Annotated in this window: 23 protein-coding genes and 1 pseudogene; 11 read left to right on the forward strand and 13 right to left on the reverse strand. The window is 57.3% G+C overall.

Going from position 1 to position 21,321, the window contains the following annotated elements:
- Positions 1-67: 67 nt before the first annotated feature.
- The 6 genes from OUO13_RS01810 to OUO13_RS01835 form a co-directional block, all read right to left on the reverse strand.
- Positions 68-415 carry a cupin domain-containing protein gene (locus tag OUO13_RS01810; RefSeq protein WP_283172139.1) on the reverse strand — a complete coding sequence of 116 codons (348 nt, stop codon included), beginning with the start codon at positions 413-415 and terminating at the stop codon, positions 68-70.
- Positions 416-546: 131 nt separating this feature from the next.
- Positions 547-1,926, reverse strand: a complete 1,380-nt coding sequence (locus OUO13_RS01815; RefSeq protein WP_283172140.1) for an NAD(P)-binding domain-containing protein — start codon at positions 1,924-1,926, stop codon at positions 547-549.
- A gap of 359 nt (positions 1,927-2,285) precedes the next feature.
- Positions 2,286-2,387 (reverse strand): LysR family transcriptional regulator, encoded by a 102-nt coding sequence (locus tag OUO13_RS01820; RefSeq protein WP_428982310.1) that lies wholly within the window; start codon positions 2,385-2,387, stop codon positions 2,286-2,288.
- Positions 2,388-2,516: 129 nt separating this feature from the next.
- Positions 2,517-3,173 carry a DsbA family oxidoreductase gene (locus OUO13_RS01825; RefSeq protein ID WP_283172141.1) on the reverse strand — a complete coding sequence of 219 codons (657 nt, stop codon included), beginning with the start codon at positions 3,171-3,173 and terminating at the stop codon, positions 2,517-2,519.
- Positions 3,174-3,190: 17 nt separating this feature from the next.
- Positions 3,191-3,832, reverse strand: coding sequence for an NAD(P)-dependent oxidoreductase (locus OUO13_RS01830; RefSeq protein WP_283172142.1), 642 nt, complete (start codon positions 3,830-3,832; stop codon positions 3,191-3,193).
- Between the two features lie 93 nt (positions 3,833-3,925).
- The gene (locus tag OUO13_RS01835) at positions 3,926-4,186 is read right to left on the reverse strand and encodes an NAD(P)H-dependent oxidoreductase (protein WP_283172143.1); all 261 of its coding nucleotides are present in this window, start codon (positions 4,184-4,186) and stop codon (positions 3,926-3,928) included.
- Between the two features lie 113 nt (positions 4,187-4,299).
- On the opposite strand from OUO13_RS01835, the gene OUO13_RS01840 reads away from it, so the two are divergent.
- Positions 4,300-4,734 (forward strand): winged helix-turn-helix transcriptional regulator, encoded by a 435-nt coding sequence (locus OUO13_RS01840; protein WP_283172144.1) that lies wholly within the window; start codon positions 4,300-4,302, stop codon positions 4,732-4,734.
- Positions 4,735-4,829: 95 nt separating this feature from the next.
- On the opposite strand, the gene OUO13_RS20010 is transcribed toward OUO13_RS01840, so the two are convergent.
- Entirely contained in the window at positions 4,830-5,144 is a 315-nt protein-coding gene (locus OUO13_RS20010) for a DUF3363 domain-containing protein (protein ID WP_428982308.1), read from the reverse strand.
- Positions 5,137-5,304: a DUF3363 domain-containing protein gene (locus OUO13_RS20015; protein ID WP_428982309.1), complete on the reverse strand. Its 168-nt coding sequence runs from the start codon at positions 5,302-5,304 to the stop codon at positions 5,137-5,139. Before OUO13_RS20015 ends, OUO13_RS20010 begins: the two co-directional genes overlap by 8 nt.
- Before the next feature lie 40 nt (positions 5,305-5,344).
- On the opposite strand from OUO13_RS20015, the pseudogene OUO13_RS01850 reads away from it, so the two are divergent.
- A pseudogene (locus tag OUO13_RS01850) lies at positions 5,345-5,896 on the forward strand (IS3 family transposase); the annotation flags it as partial.
- 223 nt (positions 5,897-6,119) lie between these two features.
- On the opposite strand, the gene OUO13_RS01855 reads toward OUO13_RS01850, so the two are convergent.
- From OUO13_RS01855 to OUO13_RS01865, 3 genes are read right to left on the reverse strand one after another with little or no spacing between them, the layout of a single operon-like run.
- Complete coding sequence (locus tag OUO13_RS01855; protein ID WP_283172145.1) at positions 6,120-6,887, reverse strand: PAS domain-containing protein; 768 nt, start codon at positions 6,885-6,887, stop codon at positions 6,120-6,122.
- Positions 6,888-6,896: 9 nt separating this feature from the next.
- A complete protein-coding gene (locus OUO13_RS01860; RefSeq protein WP_283172146.1) occupies positions 6,897-7,619 on the reverse strand; it encodes a response regulator in 723 nt (240 codons plus the stop codon).
- Entirely contained in the window at positions 7,612-8,799 is a 1,188-nt protein-coding gene (locus tag OUO13_RS01865) for a sensor histidine kinase (protein ID WP_283172147.1), read from the reverse strand. The genes OUO13_RS01860 and OUO13_RS01865 overlap by 8 nt, the downstream gene beginning before the upstream one ends.
- A 362-nt stretch (positions 8,800-9,161) precedes the next feature.
- On the opposite strand from OUO13_RS01865, the gene OUO13_RS01870 reads away from it, so the two are divergent.
- The 8 genes from OUO13_RS01870 (at position 9,162) to OUO13_RS01905 (ending at position 19,580) form a co-directional block, all read left to right on the forward strand.
- Positions 9,162-11,510, forward strand: a complete 2,349-nt coding sequence (locus tag OUO13_RS01870) for a DUF1989 domain-containing protein (protein ID WP_283172148.1) — start codon at positions 9,162-9,164, stop codon at positions 11,508-11,510.
- A gap of 36 nt (positions 11,511-11,546) precedes the next feature.
- Entirely contained in the window at positions 11,547-11,900 is a 354-nt protein-coding gene (locus OUO13_RS01875) for a cupin domain-containing protein (RefSeq protein WP_283172149.1), read from the forward strand.
- Positions 11,901-11,997: 97 nt separating this feature from the next.
- Positions 11,998-12,582 (forward strand): dimethylamine monooxygenase subunit DmmA family protein, encoded by a 585-nt coding sequence (locus OUO13_RS01880; protein WP_283172150.1) that lies wholly within the window; start codon positions 11,998-12,000, stop codon positions 12,580-12,582.
- Complete coding sequence (locus OUO13_RS01885) at positions 12,579-13,535, forward strand: PDR/VanB family oxidoreductase (protein WP_283172151.1); 957 nt, start codon at positions 12,579-12,581, stop codon at positions 13,533-13,535. The genes OUO13_RS01880 and OUO13_RS01885 overlap by 4 nt, the downstream gene beginning before the upstream one ends.
- A 63-nt stretch (positions 13,536-13,598) precedes the next feature.
- Complete coding sequence (locus OUO13_RS01890; protein ID WP_283172152.1) at positions 13,599-14,630, forward strand: heme-dependent oxidative N-demethylase family protein; 1,032 nt, start codon at positions 13,599-13,601, stop codon at positions 14,628-14,630.
- Positions 14,631-15,898: 1,268 nt separating this feature from the next.
- The gene (locus OUO13_RS01895; RefSeq protein ID WP_283172153.1) at positions 15,899-17,260 is read left to right on the forward strand and encodes an ammonium transporter; all 1,362 of its coding nucleotides are present in this window, start codon (positions 15,899-15,901) and stop codon (positions 17,258-17,260) included.
- Between the two features lie 72 nt (positions 17,261-17,332).
- Positions 17,333-17,500 carry a hypothetical protein gene (locus tag OUO13_RS01900; RefSeq protein WP_283172154.1) on the forward strand — a complete coding sequence of 56 codons (168 nt, stop codon included), beginning with the start codon at positions 17,333-17,335 and terminating at the stop codon, positions 17,498-17,500.
- 826 nt (positions 17,501-18,326) lie between these two features.
- Positions 18,327-19,580, forward strand: a complete 1,254-nt coding sequence (locus OUO13_RS01905) for an ammonium transporter (RefSeq protein WP_283172155.1) — start codon at positions 18,327-18,329, stop codon at positions 19,578-19,580.
- 395 nt (positions 19,581-19,975) lie between these two features.
- Here OUO13_RS01905 and OUO13_RS01910 read toward each other — a convergent pair whose 3' ends face one another.
- Both OUO13_RS01910 and OUO13_RS01915 read right to left on the reverse strand, forming a co-directional pair.
- The gene (locus OUO13_RS01910; protein ID WP_283172156.1) at positions 19,976-20,545 is read right to left on the reverse strand and encodes a cyclin-dependent kinase inhibitor 3 family protein; all 570 of its coding nucleotides are present in this window, start codon (positions 20,543-20,545) and stop codon (positions 19,976-19,978) included.
- On the reverse strand, positions 20,542-20,871 hold the full coding sequence (locus OUO13_RS01915; RefSeq protein WP_283172157.1) for a hypothetical protein: 330 nt from the start codon (positions 20,869-20,871) through the stop codon (positions 20,542-20,544). Before OUO13_RS01915 ends, OUO13_RS01910 begins: the two co-directional genes overlap by 4 nt.
- Positions 20,872-21,083: 212 nt before the next feature.
- On the opposite strand from OUO13_RS01915, the gene OUO13_RS01920 reads away from it, so the two are divergent.
- Positions 21,084-21,314 carry a cysteine-rich CWC family protein gene (locus OUO13_RS01920; protein WP_283172158.1) on the forward strand — a complete coding sequence of 77 codons (231 nt, stop codon included), beginning with the start codon at positions 21,084-21,086 and terminating at the stop codon, positions 21,312-21,314.
- Positions 21,315-21,321 lie beyond the last annotated feature (7 nt).

Here is a 21,321-nt window from a genome sequence, read left to right on the forward strand (position 1 = left end):
ATCCTTGAGACCACAGCAAATGCCCGGCCAGCGTAAATGCGTTGGTACCGGGCGTTGTAACGCCTGTTTATGGAAACCGGATCGTGAAGTGTTTTTTCACTGGTTCGACAATTTCCCATTCACCTTTGAAATCCGCTTCAAACACAAACGCATCACCGGGGCCAACCTCGACGGGTTTGCCGTCTTTCGGGGTGATGATCGCTTTGCCTTCGATCAGGTGCACAAATTCCCAACCGGCGTATTCGGCGTAGTAAGTACCGGGGGTGGCGTGCCACCAACCGGCGATAACCTTGCCATCGGCCGAGCTGTACTCAATCCAGGTGGTCATGGTGGGTTCGCCACCGATTTTGGTCCAGCCAGCGAGGTCGCTGGTGATGGGTTCAACGGTTGGGGCCGGGATTTTGAAAAACGTCATGACGGGTTCCTTGGGTAACGGTGGATCGGGTAGAACGGACACCTGAGCATGGCGCTGTACAGAGCGATTGGGAGAGTCCCTGGTGTCCGGGTTGACAGGCGACGGCTGGGGAAGTGGCCGCCGCCCGACACTTATTGGCCGGAAGCCCGTTTGATTTCGTCGGCCTTTGGGGTGTCACTCAGATAGGCTTCGAGTGAGTCGTCGAGGGCATACAGCCACGGGGTGTGGTGCGCCGGTGACGCGGTGCCGGTCATGATGGATGGGAAGGAGTAGTCCCTGAAGGTCATGATGTCTTGCTTCTTGTGCTTCTTCCATTTCAGGAAGGTTTCGTTTACGGCCGGGATGTCGAAGTTCGGGTAGTCGGTGGCGTCGATCAGATCCTGAATGTAGGAGCCCTGGTATTCGTAACTTTCCTTGTCGCTGCTCAGTTGCAGCTCGCGTTCACGCCATTCGGCGCTGTGGGCGCGCATGGCGTCGAGGGCTGGCAATTCGATGCGGCCCATAATCACATCACGTACATACCAGGCCTGGGCATCAAACATGTTGAAGCTGTACCACTGGTCTTGCATGCCCAGATAAAACAGGCGGGTGTTGTTTTCCCAGACCACACCTTTGTAGAGGTTGAGTGGCCACAGGCGGTTGTTGGTTTTCAGGCGCAGTTCTTCTGGCAGGAAAGGGAAGTGGTGCAGGTAACCGGTGCAGAGGATGATGGCGTCGATTTTTTTGCTGGTGCCGTCGGCGAAGAACACGGTGTTGACGTCAACGTGGGTCATGGCCGGTTTTTCTTCCCAGTTGTGTGGCCATTTGTAGCCCATCGGTTTGCTGCGATAGCAGGAGGTGATGGAGCGTGCGCCGTATTTGTAGCACTGGGAGCCGATGTCTTCGGCGGAGTAGCTGGAGCCGACGACGAGGATGTCCTTGCCTTTGAATTCCAGCGCGTCGCGGAAGTCATGGGCGTGGAGAATACGTCCGCCGAAGTGTTCAAAGCCCGGATATTGCGGCACGTTCGGGGTGGAAAAGTGGCCGCTGGCGACCACAACAAAGTCGAAGACTTCGGAGTACACCTCGTCCTTGTTGTGGTCGTGTACGGTGACGGTGAAGTTGTTGCTGTCGGCGTTGAATTCGATATTTCGGACCGGGGAGTTAAAACGGATGTATTGGCGTACCCCGGCTTTTTCGACACGGCCTTTGATGTAGTCCCACAGCACTTCGCGGGGTGGGTAAGACGCAATCGGTTTGCCGAAGTGTTCATCAAAGCTGTAGTCGGCAAATTCCAGCGCTTCTTTGGGGCCGTTGGACCACAGGTAACGATACATGGAGCCATGTACCGGTTCGCCATTTTCGTCCAGACCGGTGCGCCAGGTGTAGTTCCATTGACCACCCCAGTCGCCCTGTTTTTCAAAACAGACCAGTTCGGGGATTTCGGCACCTTTGGCCTGAGCTGACTGGAACGCACGAAGTTGGGCCAGCCCGCTTGGGCCCGCGCCGATGATGGCAATACGCTGGGTCATGTCATTTCTCCTGGTGTATAAAAATTATCATCAGGAAAAATTTATGCTGATCGGTGCAGCGGGCACATTCCCTGATCAGGGTAGTGGGTGGGTAATGGGTGGGTAATAAATACGTGGGTAAAAAGGGGTAATCGGGTATTTTCGGCGGGCGTCTGGCCGGGCCGCGATTGGATCTGGCGTCTATGTTACTGGCTCCCACGCTCCGCGTGGTAGCCGCTGCGATGACGCTTGTTAACTTGCCCGGCCGCTTGCCCTCCTGGGGACCTTGTCCCCCGGCCGGGCGGGCCTCCCCCCTGCTTTTGCCCGACTGGGCTCGTTTATCCGGTCTTCACCACAGCTTTCGACCTAGATCCGATGGCTCACGACAACGGCGACTGCTCAATATGCAGTCTCTCTGCCGCTCGCGCAAAGTGAAATTCTCCAGCGACGGTTAGGAAGCAGCTTCGATGACGTAAGTCTATTCAAGCGAATTCCTATGGTGCACGCCAGACCTGCGTATTTCATCAAGCCTCCGCAGCCACCAGTGAGAAGCTCCGTTTCACATCCCATTCCCATAGGCAAACGCATGATTTATGGGCACGTACTGTATATCACCCATTGGCCTGCTGGTTATGAGTAATGCCGTGTATTGCTTGAGCAATTGCCGTGGCGATCTCGTCTTCGCTGCGGCATCCATTGATTGCGAAATTCGCACCGAAAACGAAGTGTGGAACTGACCGAATACTGGCTGCAGCGGAGTCAGCCGCCGCTTGCGTTACCCTCGCGTGCCATGCCGGGTCACGCGCAATGGCGAGGGCTTCGTCGCGTTCAAACCCATACGCTACAGCAATGTCAGCCAACACTTCGGCCTTGCCAATATTCTTTGCTTGCAGGAAGTAAGCTTGCGTGATCGCGACCGCGAGTCGGTGTTGTGTGCCTCGCGCGCTCGCCGCAATGATGATCGCGTGTGCTGCTTGGGTGGGATAGGCATAGAGTTGACGGCCAAGATCGAGGTCAAGCCCCGACGCACGGGCTTCGCCTTCGGCCCGAGCAAACGAGGCCTTAGGGTTGGTCACGCCGTACCGCTTCAAAAGCAAGTCAGGGATGTACAGCCCCTCGGCGGGAGTAGCTGGCATTAGCAGGACGGGATGGTGACGAATGTCAACCGCAAGGTCCGGAAAGCGCTCCTTCAGAACCTTATCGAGGCGGTGCTGGCCAATGAGGCACCAGGGGCAGGTGATCTCGGTATAGAGGTCAATTTGCAGCATGTTGGTTCTCTCCTTCGTCAACCATCAGCGATGCCCGGTGCGGCCCGCACGAACTTCTTATCGGTGATCTGCTGAACCAGAAATTGCGCGAGATTGCCCCGCGAAAGTTTCGAACCCAGCTTGGTTCTTCCATACCAGCCCACATCGATTTTTCCGGTCGCCGGGCCATCTTTCAGGAATGGAATACGCACCAACGTCCAGTCCAGATCCGAATTGGCGATTAGTTCGCCCGTTGCGCGGATGTCGTCGTAAGCCTTGCGAACAAACACCTTGAAGAAAAGCACTCCCGCATACGAGCTGAGGACAAAGCCATCCTGGGGATCGCGATAGCTCGCCGTAGATACTTGGAGAAGGCGCCGCACGCCCAGTTGCCGCATAGTGGCCATGATGTTGGACAGGCCATGCATGACAGGCCGATCACCTTGCACCTTCAGACTATTGGGGCCCAAGGCACTGATGACTGCATCCGCGCCCTGAATGCACTTCGCAATGGCTTCCCGGTCTTGCAGATCACCCACCACGACTTCGACTTTCCCGGCAAGTGCGGTGAGCTTCTTCGCATCGCGCGTATAGACGGAAAGGACGTAGCCTTGCTTCAAGGCTTCTTCGATGATGTGTAGTCCCGTCGATCCGGTGGCTCCGAACAAGGCAAGCTTCATTACATTTCCCCCGGTCTTTTTGTCGTCATGGTCAGAATGTGGATGCCGGTGCCAACACCGAAGAGTGCGGTTGTTTTGCTCAATGTCATGATTTCACGCCGCCTTCGCCAACAAGGACTTCACCATCGCGTCAGCCTTCTCTGTGGCGGCTTGGGCTGCGTCTGGACCGAATACGGTGCCTTCGATGCGCACCAGTTCGACGTCAGTCAGCCCAATAAAGCCGAGCACGTGCAAGAGATAATTGGTCTGAAAATCGAAGGGCGCATAGGCTCCCTCCGAGAATACACCGCCAGCGGCGGTGACCAGATAAACCTTCTTATCTGTCAGCAATGTGATCAGCAGGATTTTGCTCATAGAGGCTCCATTTTTGGTATCAAAACAGAACTAGGTAATCTAATTTATTTTAGTTACCTATCCATACGAAGGATGGTAAGATTCCTACCTACATTCCACAAGAAGGCACATCCATGTCACTGAGTCACACAGATTTGCCCGAAGAACTGCCGGATGCCAATACGGGAGGCTGTCGAGCCACCCGCGAAATACTGGATCGCGTCGGCGACAAATGGAGCCTCTACATCATTGCCTCGCTGGCCAATGGAACGCGGCGCTTCAACGAATTGAAGCGCGGGATTGACGGCATCTCCCAACGCATGTTGACGCTGACGTTGCGCGGAATGGAGCGCGATGGACTGATTACCCGGACGATCTATCCGACCATCCCGCCGCGAGTCGATTACGACCTAACGGAACTGGGTCGGACGCTATTAGGGCCTGTGATGGCGCTTGTGAATTGGGCAAACGACAACCAACTCGCCATTGCCGAAGCACATCAGCGCTTCGATGAAGCTCCCGAACCGGGGACGGTTCCCGCCCAAGGCATCATTAATCGACGGCGGTGAATGACGCCGCTATCTGCCAGCGATACCAGTTGCGTGAAGCATGCAATCAAAGGCCCATTCCCCGCTATCACCCGAAGCCCCAGGGTACGCCACCTTCACTTACCGTCGCGGCTCTGCTGCCCCAATCGCTGCTCGATCACCGGCTTCCACGGCACCAGACTGAACCCCATGCCGTCGTCCAGCATGGCGTAGCGTCCGCTGGCAAGCATGACGGAACGCCGGTAGATGCCGGTCACGCGCTGCTTGTCGGCCGCGGGCCGATGCTCAAAACCTGTTTCAGTGGCAATGTCCTTCGAGGTCGGTGCCAGTTCGCGCCCGCGCAGCGTCGCCAACAGGTTGCGCGTCAGAATCACGCGTTGACTTTGTCGCTCGGCCAGCCCCTTGCCACCGCCGATCAGCTGCTTATCCATCCATGTAGCGCCGATGAGGCGGGTCTGCCGCCCAATTGGTAAGTGTGATTTCAGCTCCACCACCAAGGCGTTGAGCGTCGTACTTGCGGCTCCGTTCAGCCACATCACCTGGCACGCGCCAGACACCTTCAGCCTCGCGCTCCATGATGCCGACGCACATGCGTTGCCACCACCTCGCGCGGGGCGCGGTTGGGTAATATGAACATGATCTGGTCCCGAACAAGCTGAACCGACAATTTGATGTAGATGCACCGAACCGGGTCTGGTGTGGCGATATCACGTATATATGGACAGGCGATCAGTGGGCATACCTGGCGGTCGTGATCGACTTGTACGCGCGCAGAGTGGTTGGCTGGGCAATGTCGGAGTCATCCGATACCGATTTAACGCTCAAGGCTCTGGATATGGCCTGGCGGCTGCGAGGCAAGCCGAAAGGCCTGATGTTCCACTCGGATCAGGGTTGCCAATATAGCAGCCTGAAGTACCGACAACGCCTGTGGGTCTACCAGATCGAACAAAGCATGAGCCGCCGAGGTAACTGCTGGGACAATGCGCCGATGGAGCGCGTGTTCCGCAGCCTCAAAACAGAATGGGTACCGGAAGTCGGCTATACCAATCTGGATGAGGCGATCAAGGAAATCAGCTACTACCTGATGAGCTATTACAACGAGCAACGCCCTCATCAGCACAACGGTGGTCTGACTCCGGTAATGAAGGAAAAACAACTTAAGAAACTGTCCGGAAATAGTTGACCACTATAGACCATTACATCCATGCCCCGGCGGGGTCGGCCGTTGCGGTGAATCCCGGCTCGCCCAGATGGGCAATTAACGGCAGCCAGCTGCGCTTGGTGAAGTCGGTGTTAATAGGTGCTCGGTTGTAGGGTGGGCATTTATGCCCACAAAAATCGCGCCCGACGCCCGACGCCCGACGCCCGACGCCCGACATCCGACATCCGACATCCGACATCCGCTTTTAGCGATTTTCCAGTGCGAAAATAACGCCTTCGACGGCGAGGATGGCGCCGGAGCTGGTGTAGACGCCGCAGCCTTTGTCGATGACGGTGCGGAGGCTGCCGTCCTGGTGGAAGAGGCGGTATTGCAGTTCGAAGCTGTGGTGTTTTTTGAGGGCGTCTTGCACTTCCTGCCAGACGCGGTCGCTGTCGGCGGGGTGGATCATGTGGCCGTAGACGTGCTGGTTGCGTTGCAGGATTTCTTCGGCGCTGTAGCCGGTGAGGGCGAGGCAGCCCTGGCTTAAGTATTCCATGGTCCAGTCGCGGTCGTTGCGGGAGCGGTAGATCATCACCGGCAGGCGTTCGATAAGGCTGTTGAGGCTGCGGTGGCTGGCGTCACGCTGGCGGTTGTTGTGTACCTGGCCGGTGATGTCGCAGAGGGTGGCGCTCAGGCGTGCTTCGCCGGGCATGGCTTGCAGGCGCATTTCACACCAGCAGACTTCCTGATCGTGGCGAATCAGTCTTAACCACAGGGTTTGGGGTGGGGCTTCGGGGTCGGACTGATATTGCATCAGGGCCTGTTGCCAGCGGCTGCTGTCTTCCGGGTGGAGGTAGCGGTGGAACGGGTCGCCGAGGCTGCTGGCCAGCGGGTGGCCCAGTGTCTGTTGCCAGGCCCGATTCAGGTACTCGATGCGGCCACCGGCGGAAAACATGGCCACCACATCACTGAGGCTGTCGAGCAGGCCGCTCCAGTCCGGGGCCGGTGTGACCCGGCGAAACAGCGAAATCATGGCGAGTTCCTAAAGTTCGAGGCTGGTGGCATCGGGGTGTTTGTGTACCCAGGCGGCCAGTTCCAGCCGTGAGTGCAGATCGAGTTTGCGCAGCAGGCTTTTGACATACACCTTGACGGTGCCATCACTGATGCCGAGTTTGCGGGCGATCAGTTTGTTGTTGAGGCCCTGGGCGATTAACAGCAGAGTTTGGCGTTCGCGAGCGGTCAGGTCGGGTGTGTATGGTTGTGGTGATAGGGCGCTTGTCGGGTGATTGCCCGTGCTGCTCAGTGCAGGGTTCTGGCTATTAGTGGTGGCGGTTTCGCGTAACGACTGTGCCAGCCGGTCAACACTGTCGGGGTTGAGGGCGATTTTACCGGTCATGGCGCGTTGCAGGGATTCCAGCATTTCAGCGGGGGCGGTGTCTTTCATCAGAAACCCGTCGGCTCCCATCGCCAGCGCCCGGAACAGATCGTCGTCGTCTTCCGAAGCGGTAATCACCACAATTCGCACCGGAAACTGGCGCTCACGCACCAGCTGTAATAATTCCAGCCCGCTTTGTTGTGGCATGTTGAGGTCGAGCAACAGCAGTTGTGGCTGTTGGGAGTGGAGAGCGTCGAGCAGGTGGTTGCCGTTTTCCAGTTCCTGCACCACGGTAAAGTGTGGGCTGTCTTCCAATAGCTGGGCCAGACCCCGACGAAACAGCGGGTGGTCGTCCACCAGCAGAACCCGGCAGGCTGCAGTTTTATCCACGATGTGTTCTCCCGATGTCGACACTCAGGAACAGGCGGGTTCCGGCAGGGCGGCGGTTGCGGATTTCCAGTTGCGCGCCAATGCGTTGGGCGCGTTCCTGCATGATGCGCAGGCCAAAACTGCCGTGGCGGTCGCCACTGATCTGGATGCCGCGGCCATTGTCTTCAACGGTAATGGTCAGTTGCCCGTCGCGTTGCTGCAGGCTGACCCGGCCATGGGTGGCGTGGGAGTGGCGCACCAGATTGCAGAGCGCTTCGCGCACAACAAACAGAATCTGGTGCAGGGTGGTGCTGTCGAGTTGGAGCTGGCCGAGGCGGTTGTCCAGTTCAAAAATCACCGATGAGCGTTGCTCAAATTCTTCAATGGCCAGCTGTACCCCTTCGGCCAGCCCGTGTCCGGGAAGGCTCATATGGCCACTGCTGATCAGTTCGCGGGTCTGGCGGTAGGCGTATTGGCACTGGTGCGACAGGTCTTCCAGTTCGCTGGCGAGGTTGTCGTGGCGGCCGTCGCGGCAATTTCCGGCCAGACGGGCACTTTGCAGGCGCACATACCCCAGCACCTGCGCCACGCCGTCGTGTAGTTCGGCGGCCTGAAAACGTCGTTCTTCCTGCAGGCGCTGATGGCTCGATAGCTGATGGCGATGCAGGCCACAAAGGCCTCGGGTCAGCGGTCGCAGCACTGGCCGCAGCTGGGCGCGTACCTGTTCGGCATCCTGATCTTGTTGATGGCTGGAAACCACCAGCCAGGCCTGTTGTTGACCTATCGGCAGCGGCAACAGCATATGTTCAAAAAACTCACACGACCACTGCAGGCCAAACTCGGGGGCGGGATCCGGCAACAGCGCCGCCAGTTGGCTCAGCAGGTCTTCCGGAGCGCGAGTGTGCAGGGAAATGGCTTGCCAATGCTGGCTTTCCGGTTGTGGCCACAAGAGGCCGCTGATCACCAGGCTGGCGGTGTCGGGTTGCTGCGCGAGCCAGTGGTTGAGCGGCACCAGCAGCCCCGGCAGTTCCCGTTCTGGCGCATCACAGCTGGCGATATCGCAGGCCAGTTCATCAATAAACGCCGGTAATGCCATGCCACGACGCCGTGGTTCGGCCGGTAATACCGTGCGCCGCCCCAACTCCTGAAGCCAGCTGGCGACCCAGTGACGTTTGCTGCCGGTGGTGTTGAATGTGTTCACGCAACCTCCTTGCTAACCGGGTGTTGATTCACGCCATCGGTCGGTGTGCCTGTGCGGCCGCGACCGGATGTCCCGTTTCACTGCGGCATTGCTGCTGCAGCTGCCATGCCAGTCAGGGCCAAATTGATGGCTCAAATGTTCCACATTGTCGGTTTTCGTTCCAATAGGTATCCCTTTGGGAGTATTGAGCGAATAAATCTCTCGGGTAAATATTTTTGCATCGGGGGAAATTGATGCCGAGCGGTGAAGAACACTGCTCTGATGCACCAGGCACCCTGACCCACATGCACCAGAGCGGTTCAAAGTGAAACGGATGTGCACCAAAGCGGATGCACAACGCTCACCACCGACGGAGATTAGATATGGTATTTGCGCTGCAACGCTTGCTACCGGCCGATCACCTGGCCGACGGCCAACATCGCGACCGGCTGGTTCCCGGCAGCTTCAGGATTCTGACCCTTCAGGCCGGTGACCAGCTGCGGTTGTTCGCTCGACTGGATGGTGATGGTTGCCTGTTGTTGCCGCTGACGCCAACACCAACGTCAATGCCAACCCTGCAGTGGCCATTTGCCGATTCGTCAGTGCCGTCGGTGCCGATGACACGTGCTGCGTTTCTGGAGAGCTGGATTCGTGACGGGCGTTTGCTCGGACAAGAGCGGTTGTCACCTGAACTGCGGGGGCAAATGGCATCGGCCCGTTGCCTCGATAACGCCCAATTACAGGCCGGTGTGGTGCTGGACGTTACGCACAACAGCCGGGTGTTGCTGATGGTGCCAGCGCAGGTGATGCCGGTGGATGAGCAACAGGCGTCTGGCGAGGTGGAGATTCGGGTGCAGCTGGCAGCGGGTGGTGAGTATTTGCCTGAGCCGCTGGCCGAGACCGTCGCCGACATTCGTGTACCGGCGAGTAGCGCCCGTGCCTACACCGTCAAAGCCGGGCAGTGGATCCAGATTCTCGATGTGGCGGGCAAGCAGTGCTCGGACTTTATCGCTTTTGATCTGGCGGCGGTTGAAGCCGCTCGTGCCGGGCAGCTCAATCCGTATGAAATTCCGGTGCTGGATGCCGCGGCGACTCGCACCCTCATGGGGCGGGCGCTGCCGCAGCCGGGTCTGCATTCCCGTTTTTATGACCAGAACATGCAGTCGATGCTGGAAGTGGTGCAAGACACCGTCGGCCGCCACGACAGTTTTCTGATGGCTTGCACCCCGCGTTATTACGACGATGCCGGGTATTTCGGCCATATCAGCTGTACCGCCAATTTTAATCAGCAACTGGCTGCCTGGGGGGTTCCGCCTCGTGCCGGTTGGCCAGCCATCAATTTCTTTTTTAACACCAGCGTCAGTGACTGCGGTGCCGTGATCGGGGATGAGCCCTGGTCGCGCCCCGGTGACTTTGTGCTGCTGCGTGCCAGTCGCGACCTGTTGTGTGTCAGCTCGGCTTGTCCGGATGACATTGATGCCGCCAATGGCTGGTTTCCAACGGATATCCATGTGCACGTTTACGGCGCTGAACACACATTTCCACGTGCCATCGCCTGGCGTACCAGTGCAGAGGAGTTGCCCCGTATGACCCTGAAAACCGCATTTCACGAGCGCACGGCGGCGCTGACCAGTCACTTCAGTGAATACAAGGGTTACTGGATGGCCGATGAGTTCACCGGCTGGGGCGCAACCGCCGAATACCTGGCCTGCCGTGAGCGGGTGGCCATGATTGATCTGACCGCCTTGCGCAAGTTCGAGGTGCTGGGACCGGACGCCGAAAAACTGTTGCAGCTGGCGCTGACCCGAAACGTGCGGCGACTGGCGGTCGGAGAAATCATCTATACCGCGCTCTGTAATGTCAGCGGCGGCATGATCGATGACGGCACCCTGTTCCGTCTGGGGGCTCAGAACTTCCGACTGGTGACGGGTGATCCTTGGGTCGGTCAGTGGCTGAAACGTCTGGCCGACGAAAACCGGTTTGTGGTGCAGGTGCTGGAGTCCAGTTCGCAGCTGTGCAACCTCGCCGTACAGGGGCCGCAAAGCCGTGAACTGTTATCTGAGCTGCTGTGGACGCCGGAACATCAGCCAGATTTAAACCAGCTGGCCTGGTTCCACTTCACCATTGGCCGTCTCGGTGGGCCGCAAGGGCAGCCGGTGATGGTGTCGCGTACCGGTTACACAGGTGAGCTGGGCTTTGAAGTCTGGTGCCATCCGCAACACGCCAACGAGCTGTGGGACGCGGTCTGGAAGGCCGGGCAGCGTTTCGAGATTGCACCGATGGGCCTGAAGGCGCTCGACATGCTGCGCATCGAAGCCGGGCTGGTGTTTGCCGGACACGAGTTCTGCCCGGAAACCAATCCTTTTGAAGCCGGAATCGGCTTCACCGTACCGATGAAGACCAAAGAAGACGACTTTATAGGTCGCACCGCACTGGCTCGCCAGAACCCTGAAAGCCGCCAGAAGCTGATGGGGTTAATCATCAACAGTACCCAGCCGGTGGCGCACGGCGATCAGGTATTCCAGGGGCGTTTCCCGGTAGGCGTGGTGACCAGCGCCACGTTCTCTCCGGTATTACGCCAGCAGATTGCCTTGTGCCGCCTGACCCCGGATGCCGCTGTGGTCGGCACCGAACTGGAAATCGGCCAGCTCGACGGCTTGCAAAAACGCCTGCCCGCTACCGTAACCAGTCTTCCGTTTTATGACCCGGAACGCACCCGCGTTCGCAGTTAACTCCGCCAGTTCAATGTTCACTACGAGGAATTTGCCATGCCCATGATCCACTACGCCGAGGCCATCAAGACTCAGCAGCCTTCCATGAACCGCCCTGGCGCCAATGCCTGGCTGGGGGATGTGTCGGCCTCCCATGACGACGACAAACCCATCGTCAGCGGTTTTTTCCGAATGGAAAAGTCCGAAGTGCCGCTGGTGTATTACTACCACTACCACGAAATGAAAGTGATTGTGGAAGGCGAAATGATCATCAGCGACGAAACCGGTCAGGAGGTTCACGCCAAGGTTGGTGACGTTTTCTACTTCGAAAAAGGCAGCACCATTACCTTCAACTCGCCGAGTTACGGCATTGGTTTCTTCTGTGGCCAGCGCCGCGAAGGCGAGGGCTGAGTTCGCGTTCGCCAGTTGTTTTGCGCTGGGATCGTGTCCAGCGGATTAACGGGAATGCTCCGGCATTCCCTGTTCAAGATTACCGCGGAGGTTGGTTATGAAGTTGCCTGATCACATTGATCCTCGCATCAAAAGTCGTCCGGAGTATCCACCGGTGATCCTCCATACCGGACGACAGCAACAGGTTTTTATAGCGGAATCGGACAATAGCCCGGTTCTGAAGCAGATGTTCCAGGACAGCATGGAAATCGTCGGTGCTGAACGCACCCTGTGGCTGACGCTTGATCATCATTCGCTTGAGGGGGGGCTGTCACAAGAACAAGCACAGACTCAGGCACAAGCCCAACTGGCCAGTGCCCTTGGCCAGATGCCGCTGTCGACGGCGATTTACCTGGCAGGAACCGAAGCCTTTATGTGGGATGTTCACAACTGGCTGCTGGCCCTCGATTTTGCGCCGGACCAGATTCAGCTGCTGGCCCCTGTCAGTCATAAGCGCCGCCTGTTTTGCACCCACTGTTACACCCTGATGGATAACGTCACCCAGTCGCCGCATCGCTGTGATGGTTGTGGTGAACTGCTGCTGGTGCGCGACCATTTCAGTCGCTTGGCAGGCGCTTATGTCGGGGTTTGTATCAATGCTGAAGATCGCACCCAGGTGCCCGCTGCGGAGGACGTCGCATGAGCAAGGCTATTGCTGTTCGGGTCGAGCGGGTACGTAACGTCGCGCCGACTATTCGCGAATTCAGCTTGCGGGCGCTTAACGGCGAATTGCCGCCGTTTTCAGCGGGTTCCCATGTGGTGGTGACCATGAAAGGGCAGGATGCCAGTGGCAAAGCCCGGCAATGGAAAAACGCCTATTCACTGCTGAGTGATCCGCGTGATCCATCGGAATACCGCATAGCTGTGCGTCTGCAGGAACAGTCGCGTGGTGGTTCGGTATTTATGCATCAGCAAGTGCAGCCGGGGGATGTGCTGGAAATCACGCCGCCCGCCAATCTGTTTGCACCGTTATGGCGTGGCCACAAACAGCTGCTGATTGCCGGTGGCGTGGGCATTACGCCGTTTATGTCGTACCTGCCTGAGCTGCAACGCCGTGGTGCCAACTTCGAGCTGGTGTACTGCTTCCGTGGCAAACAGACCGGCGCTTACCGCGAACAGCTGGTCGCGGCGTTGGGTGATCGTTTGCAATGTTTCGATGCGGATGCCGGTGAGCGGTGTGATCTCGGTGCATTACTGGCAGCTCAGCCGCGCGGCACCCATGTGTATGTGTGTGGTCCGCAATTGCTGCTGGATGGTGTGCGTCAGCATGCAGCCTTGCTGGGGTATCCGCAAAGTCTGGTGCATTTTGAGGAGTTCGCAGCACCGCAGCCTGGTGACGTGTTCAGCGTAACGCTGAATCAGCGTGATCTGACCATTCGGGTAGAAGCCGAACAAAGCCTGCTGGAAGCACTGGAAGAGAAGGGTATTGAGGTGCCGAATCTGTGCCGCGGTGGTGTCTGTGGGCAGTGTGTTACCCGTGTGGTGGAAGGTCAGGTTGAGCACCGCGACAGCTTCCTCGATGCCGGTGAACGTGAGCACTGCATGATGCCTTGTGTATCGCGTGCCAAAGGCAAACATCTGGTGCTCGACCTGTAAGCCCATCTGGCTGTGACGATAACCCGCCACTGCTGGTGGCAATGACTTTCCCTGAGGTGAATCATGCGTACAACCCCTCACAAGATTGAGTCCTTCCGGGACGACTTTACCTATCGCAACAGCGAATTTGCGATCCAGCGTTTTCCGTTTCCGTTCCCGCAGGACGACTACCTGTATTCGGTGAATATCGAGCCGCATACCTTGCCGGGGCCGGTCGGTAGCGTGAACGAACACCTGTTCGATATTGATGAGCACTATCTGTCGGAAGTGCGCGAACGCTCGCTGGTGTTGGAAGAAAATCCGCGTCGCTGCCTGGCCATGCCGCATATGGATCTGGCCTGCTGGGACTTTATCGAACGCGCCATGACCAGTATGGCGGCGGACTATCCGGACTGGTTTGCCCTGACCCGCAACGGTGATCAATGGCACTGGCAGAACCATCTGCTCGGCATTGATGACCAGTTTACCTTCGGCGATTCCTCAACCTTGCCAATGCCGCCGATGGAATACATGGGGCGTCAGGTGCAGGGCGATATTGCGTTGCTGGATCAGCGCGAAGGTGATCTGTTTATGGACGCCGGTATTGTCACCTGTCCGGCTGATTGGTCGCTGGCGTTTGATGCCGGTATGAGTTTTCGCGAATGGCACGGGCCGGTGCCGATGGCGCATGAAATGGGCATATTCGACCGCGCTCTGAAATACCTGTGTGCGATTCAGGTCGGGCGGCCGGTGCGGCGTCTGAACTGGACCCTGACGGTGAATGCACGCATGGATACCTCGCCGGAAACCTATCCGTCCTGGGGCATGGATCGGGCGTCGGTGAATCTGAATAACGTTGGCCAGAAGGTACATTTGCGGGTTGAGTTGCAGGTGATGGACCGGATGCCACGTTCAAATGCGCTGATGTTCAGCATTCGTACCTATCTGGCCAGTTTTGAGGATATTTGCCAGAACCCGGAATGGGCGCGGCGTTTACATCGGGTGATGAAGGGCTTGCCTGCACCGCTGGTGGAATACAAGGGTCTCAGTCGTTTTCATCCGGCGGTGGTGGAGTGGCTGGCCCAGTTCGATACCGTTACCGATGCGGTGAGCTGATCTGAACTGATCTTCTGACTTTTAGGCCGCCCCTCGAAGCCTCCTGTCTTCGAATACAGTCCATCCTCTGGCCACCCGCAACCGTTTACGGTTGCGGGTTTTTTCGTTTCAGGGCCCGGTGTCTGGGGCTTGAGTCTGAACCGTAGGTTGGTGCACAGCGCAGCGTGCCCAGCATCCAATCCGCAATACACACCAATGCACTGTCAGCCTTCGTTCTTGTGGGCATAAACGCCCACTCTACAACAGGGCGTCTGTCTGGCGGTATGCGGTCTGAATCGTAGGCTGGTGCACAGCGCAGCGTGCCCAGCATCCAATCCGCAATACACACCAATGCACTGTCAGCCTTCGTTCTTGTGGGCATAAATGCCCACTCTACAACAGGGCGTCTGTCTGGCGGTATGCGGTCTGAATCGTAGGCTGGTGCACAGCGCAGCGTGCCCAGCATCCAATCCGCAATACACACCAATGCACTGTCAGCCTTCGTTCTTGTGGGCATAAATGCCCACTCTACAACAGGGCGTCTGTCTGGCGGTATGCGGTCTGAATCGTAGGCTGGTGCACAGCGCAGCGTGCCCAGCATCCAATCCGCAATACACACCAATGCACTGTCAGCCTTCGTTCTTGTGGGCATAAAGCCCACTCTACAACAGGGCGTCTGTCTGGCGGTATGCGGTCTGAATCGTAGGCTGGTGCACAGCGCAGCGTGCCCAGCATCCAATCCGCAATACACACCAATGCACTGTCAGCCTTCGTTCTTGTGGGCATAAATGCCCACTCTACAACAGCGGCTGGGGCTGGTTGGTCTGATGTTCGCATAGTGCTTATGGATACAGCGTTAATGCACTAAAGCGAATGTGTTTTGCACCAATCGACTGTTGTTTTGGCACCAGTATTGATCACGTTTTCGCCATGCGGCTGCACAAGAGTGCGTTGGTTTGCAGTTGTCTCCGGTGCCTGGTTTTGCGCTGACAAACAGCGCCTTGCGGGTTACTCCTTCGTGGTTTTGCGGCCCAGGTTTTACGTACCTCCAACTACCTCTTTTTACTCCTTCTCAATCGGCTTATGCGGGCAATTGTTGTAGCTGTCGCAAACAGGTCAGCGAATGGTCAGGGCTGGCATTTTGAATGCTTTATTCGTCGTGGGAATAATTTCTGCCGGACAGGCAGTTTTCCAGCAACACCCGGAGGGCTTGCGAGTCGGTGCCAATACCGCGATGAGCCCCGTAATCAGACTGAGCGACAGAAAAATCAATCGATAGAGGGCCTGTTATGACTTCTGAAGAGATGGATGCGCTGAAAGCGGCGTTTGAAATGCAGCAGTCGATGAATGCTGAGGCGTTTTACTGGTGGTGTATTGCCATCATGTTCATGATCCATGCCGGTTTCCTGGCATACGAAATTGGTGCATCACGCGTTAAAAACGCGCTGGCGTCGGGAATGAAAAACATCCTGACGTTGTCGGTGGTGATTCCGACTTTCTACTTTTTTGGCTGGTGGATCTACAACGCTTTCCCGTCTGGTCTGATTCCGACCGATGCGTCTTATGCCTTGCCGTGGGCAGGAACCATGGGGCCTGACGTGCAGGATATGGCTACCGGTATCTTCTGGGCAGCCTTTGCCATGTTCAGTGCTACCACCGGTTCGATTATGTCCGGGGCGGTGATTGAACGTATTCGCCTGAGTGCCTACCTGATTCTGACCGTGCTGGTGGGGTCGGTGCTGTGGGTGCTGGCAGGAGCGTGGGGCTGGCATCCGTCCGGCTGGTTGCTGCTTGATCTGGGGTATCACGATGTGGGTGCTGCCGGTGTGGTACACGCCGTTGCCGGTTTCTTCTCGCTGGGTGTGTTGCTGAACCTGGGGCCGCGTATTGGCAAGTTCGTGAACGGCAAGGCCATGGCCATTGTGCCGCACAACCTGCCGATGTCTCTGATTGGTCTGATGATGATTATTGTCGGCTTCTTCGGTTTCCTCGGTGGCTGCATCATTTATAACGCCGGTGCCACTGGCTGGACCACCATCTACGGTACTCCAACCAACCTGTCGGCCTTTGCCTTTAACGTCATGATGGGTTTTGCCGGTGGTGTGATTGGCGCTTACATGACTTCCCGCGAACCGTTTATGACCATGTCGGGTGGTCTGGCCGGGATCATTACCGTCGCGGCCGGTCTGGATCTGTATTACCCGGGTCTGGCGTTCCTGCTGGCTATTGGTGGTGGTGCCAGTATGCCGCTGGTGGGCAAACTGGTGGAAAAAATGGGTATCGATGATGCCGTGGGTGCGGTGGCTGTGCACGGCTGGTGTGGTTTCCTCAGTCTGGTGCTGGTAGGCGTTTTTGCCTCCGGTTATCCAAATGTGGCTGAAGGTGCACCTGCCATCAGCTTCAGCGGTCAGCTGATCAGTGCCCTGATTATGGTAGTGATTGGTCTGGTGCCGGGTTACATCGCGGCCTGGGCTTTGAAAAAAATGGGCATGTTGCGTGTGCCGCCAAAAGTGGAAGCATCGGGCCTGGATCTGGTGGAAATTCCGGCGATTCCGTATCCGGAGCGTGTTCCAGCGCGGGACATTGTGGAAGGCACTCGCCCTGCCGACGCTGGATCAACCGTTGCAACCCTTACCCCGCGCAGCGCCTGAATCGCTCAGTCCTGGTTAACCGTACATGATCGCGGCCGTTGGTCGCGATGACTCAAACCCGAGGAGAACGTTATGAACTCAAGTCCATTTACCAGCTGGGAAGGCGTCGCCACCTGTTTCACCTTTGCTGATAACCCGACCATGATTGCGGTGTTACTGGCACTGTCGGTGACGGCCTTTGCCGGATTTATGTACACCATTATCAAGCACGAAAACGATGCTTTCGATAATCACAAATAAGCGCCAGTGATGGTGCGGATCATTCGGTAATACTGCGTCTTTGAGTCATTCATGGGTGTTGGCCCCGCATCCAGCCTCATGATTTGACTCACCTTTCATTCGTGTCAGCCGCCGTGGTTTTGGTGAGTGGGATAACCACGGCAAACACGCTGGCCGTTGTTCGGCTCTGTCAGTTGCAGGACTGGCAGGGCTTTTTTCGTTTGGTTTTTCTGCAGCTTGTCCGACGTCTGGCGTCTGGCGTCTGGCGCTTTGCGGCTTGTTAATTGGCCAGGCTGCTTGCCCTCCTGGGGGACCTTGTCCCCCGGCCGGGCGGGCCTCCCCCTGCTTTTGCCCGACTGGGCTCGTTTTTCCGGTATTCACCGACAACGGCTTTTCGACCCCGGCCCGATGGCACATCCCTGTGCCAACGGGCCTTGCGGGGCATCCATGCCCCGGCCGGGTCGGCCGTTGCGGTGAATCCCGGCTCGCCCAGATGGGCAGTTAACGGCAGCCAGCTGCTCTGGGTGAGGCCGAGTTAATAGTTGCTCGGTTGTAGTGTGGGCATTTATGCCCACAAAAATCGTGCCCGACGCCCGACGCCCGACGCCCGACGCGGCCGCCGTCACTGCGCTGAATAAATAGCCAGTTTTTGGTGCGGGCTGGGTAAATATGTATTCCTGTGGTGCATAAAAAATTCAAAATATTATCAGTAAGAGATAAGGATTGTTCGTCAGCCCTTATGGCGTCTGTATTTGTGCTGGTTTCGCTAAAACTGGCACGTTCTTTTCATATTCCTAAAGGTAAATATTAATTCTCTAAATTAAATTGAACAGGAGTTGATATCCCTATGGATACCTTGCCGCTCGAGTTGTCGTATGCGCTCGATACCTTTTATTTTCTGATGTGTACGGTGCTGGTGATGTGGATGGGCGCGGGTTTCGCCATGCTCGAATCCGGTCTGGTGCGGGCCAAAAACACCGTTGAAATTCTGAACAAGAATGCGCTGTTGTATGGCATCGCCTGTGTGGTGTATCTGCTGGTGGGTTACAACATCATGTATCCGTCTGACCCGGTGAACAGCTGGATTCCGGGGCTGTCTTTCTTGTTGGGTGATGACCACGATGCCGCTGCGGTGTTGGCGGGTGGGGATGATGCGCCGTATTACTCATCCATGGCCGACTTTATTTTCCAGGCCGTGTTTGCGGCGGCGACCATGTCGATTGTGTCGGGAGCGGTGGCGGAGCGTATGCGCTTGTGGCCGTTTCTGCTGTTTTCGGTGGTGATGGTGTCGGTGATTTATCCGGTGGAGGGCTACTGGAAATGGGGCGGCGGTTTCCTTGATCAGATGGGTTTCAAGGACTTTGCCGGTTCGGTGGTGGTGCATATGGCCGGGGCGGCAGCGGCGCTGGCGGCGGTGATTCTGGTGGGTGCTCGCAAAGGGAAATACGGCCCCAAAGGCGAGGTGTTGCCAATTCCGGGGGCTAACTTGCCGATGGCGACGCTGGGGATGTTTATCCTGTGGATGGGCTGGTTCGGTTTTAACGGTGGTTCTGAACTGAAAATTGCCAACGTCGCCGAAGCCAACGCGGTGGCCAAGATTTTTGTGAACACCAACGCCGCTGCCGCCGGTGGTATGGTCGCGGCGGCGCTGTTTGCCCGTTTCCTGTTTGGTAAAACCGACCTCACCATGACCATTAACGGTGCGCTGGCGGGACTGGTGGCCATTACAGCCGAACCGCTGCTGCCGGGTGCTGGTATGGCTACCCTGATTGGCGCTGTGGGTGGCATTGTGGTGGTGTGTTCTGTGCTGGGGCTCGACAAACTGCGTCTGGATGATCCGGTTGGTGCGGTATCCGTGCACGGCGCGGCGGGTATCTGGGGGATTTTTGCGGTGCTGCTGAGCAACGACGAAGCGACCTTTATGGGGCAGCTGATTGGTACTGTATGTGTGTTCGCCTGGATGTTTGTGACTACCTGGCTGACGCTGCTGGTAATCAAGGTAGCGATGGGGTTGCGTGTCAGCGAAGAGGAAGAAATGGAGGGTATGGATGTGCACGAGTGTGGTATGGAGGCCTATCCGGAGTTTCAGCGTCGTAACTGATGGTGTTATCTGATCGGCTTGTTAATTGGCCAGGCCGCTAGCCCTCCTGGGGGACCTTGTCCCCCGGCCGGGTAGGCCTCCCCCTGCTTAGCCCGGCTGGGCTCGTATCTCCGAAATTCCCCGACAACGGCTTTTCGACCCCGGCCCGATGGCACATCCCTGTGCCAACGGGCCTTGCGGGGCATCCATGCCCCGGCCGGGTCGGCCGTTGCGGTGAATCCCGGCTCGCCCAGATGGGCATTTGGTAGCCAGCTGCGCTGGGAGAAGTCGGTGCTGGTGGTTGTGGGAGCGAATTTATTCGCGATGCTGTTACGTCCGACGTCCGACTGGGCCTGGCGGCGACTCTGCTCGTCTTCGGGATACAGTCCCCGGAGAGGGCAAACGACTCAGCCAAATCAGGCGCTGATGGTATCGATCATCGGTCGGGTACGATGCACCAACGCCAGTTGTGATGGCGTTTCAATCGCGCCGGTACGGGCGCTGCGCACCTGTTCGATTGCACAATCCGGATTGGCCCCCAGCTCCACCAGCAGGCGGGCAGCAATCATACCGGCGCGGCCTCGGCCGCCTTTACAATGAATCAGCACCCGTTCGCCATTACGCAGACGCTGGCGCAGGCGATAACCCTCTTCCAGCCAATCAGCTTCAAAACGCTCAGACGGAGTGGAGTGATTGGCAATCGGCAGATGTACCCAGTCGATGTCACGTTGTTCGACTTCCAATCCCAGTTGGGATACCCCCAGTTCTTTCATTTCCTGATGTTCCACCAGCGTCAGAACCAGTTGTGCGCCCCAGTGCTGAATAACATCCAGATCCAGATGCAGATCGCGCTCCCAGGCACCGTTCACGGCAAAATGGTTGTGTTTGCCGGGGCAGAAGGTAATGCCGATCAGCCCCGCATTGGTGGCGACTTCAGCGATTTGTAATGGGTGACTGATGCTGGTTCGGGCTTTGAAGCGTTTCATGCCGAAGTTTTCTGCTGGTTTGGGTGTGAGCTGCTGGTGATTTCCATGGCGTTTTGTACCAATCCGTTTTTCTGCATGACGTTATAAACCTTACGACTGGTACGGGCGAGGCGGTTGATGTCGCCCAATGTGGGTTCGTCACCGGCGTCGAGTAACATTTCCTGTTCGCTCAGTTCGGTTTCCATAAACTCCATCAGCTTTTTCGGGCAGCCGCTGCAGCTATGCTGACAGAGTTCTGATGGTGGCAAGTGGAATGGCAGGGTATCTCGGACTTCGGTAATCAGTTGCTGCATGGCGATGCGTGGAGCAGGACGTTCGCTGGCCATAGAATTCGTTTTCACCGTAAAAAACACGAGTCTGGCCGATGAAGATTGCAGCGCCATTGATGCAGCGCAGGTTCTGCGGGTTGGGCGACTTTGCTGGCTCATTGGGTGTGCGGCAATTTCCTGTCGTGGCTGACTTCTGATGTGTAACAACGCTTGTTCAGTCATTCTGGGTGAGTATACTCCGCGCCCCGATACTCATGAGGTCAAAACTTATGCAGCCTTTAAACAATACGAGTTGCCCGTTATGTGGCCAGCACAATCAGTGTGCGGCGGCATTAAAGAACAGTTTTGATGTGGAATGCTGGTGTCGGGATGCTGAATTCCCGCCAGAGTTGCTGGCCAAAATTCCGGAAGAACAGCGACGTGTGTCCTGTGTCTGCCCGGCGTGTGTGGGATATGTCGGTGTGCCGGGCGGTGTGCAGGGATTTGATCCGCAGGCCTGAGCGGCCT

Source organism: Parathalassolituus penaei, from assembly GCF_026626885.1.
In the GTDB taxonomy this organism is placed as follows: domain Bacteria; phylum Pseudomonadota; class Gammaproteobacteria; order Pseudomonadales; family Oceanobacteraceae; genus Oceanobacter; species Oceanobacter penaei.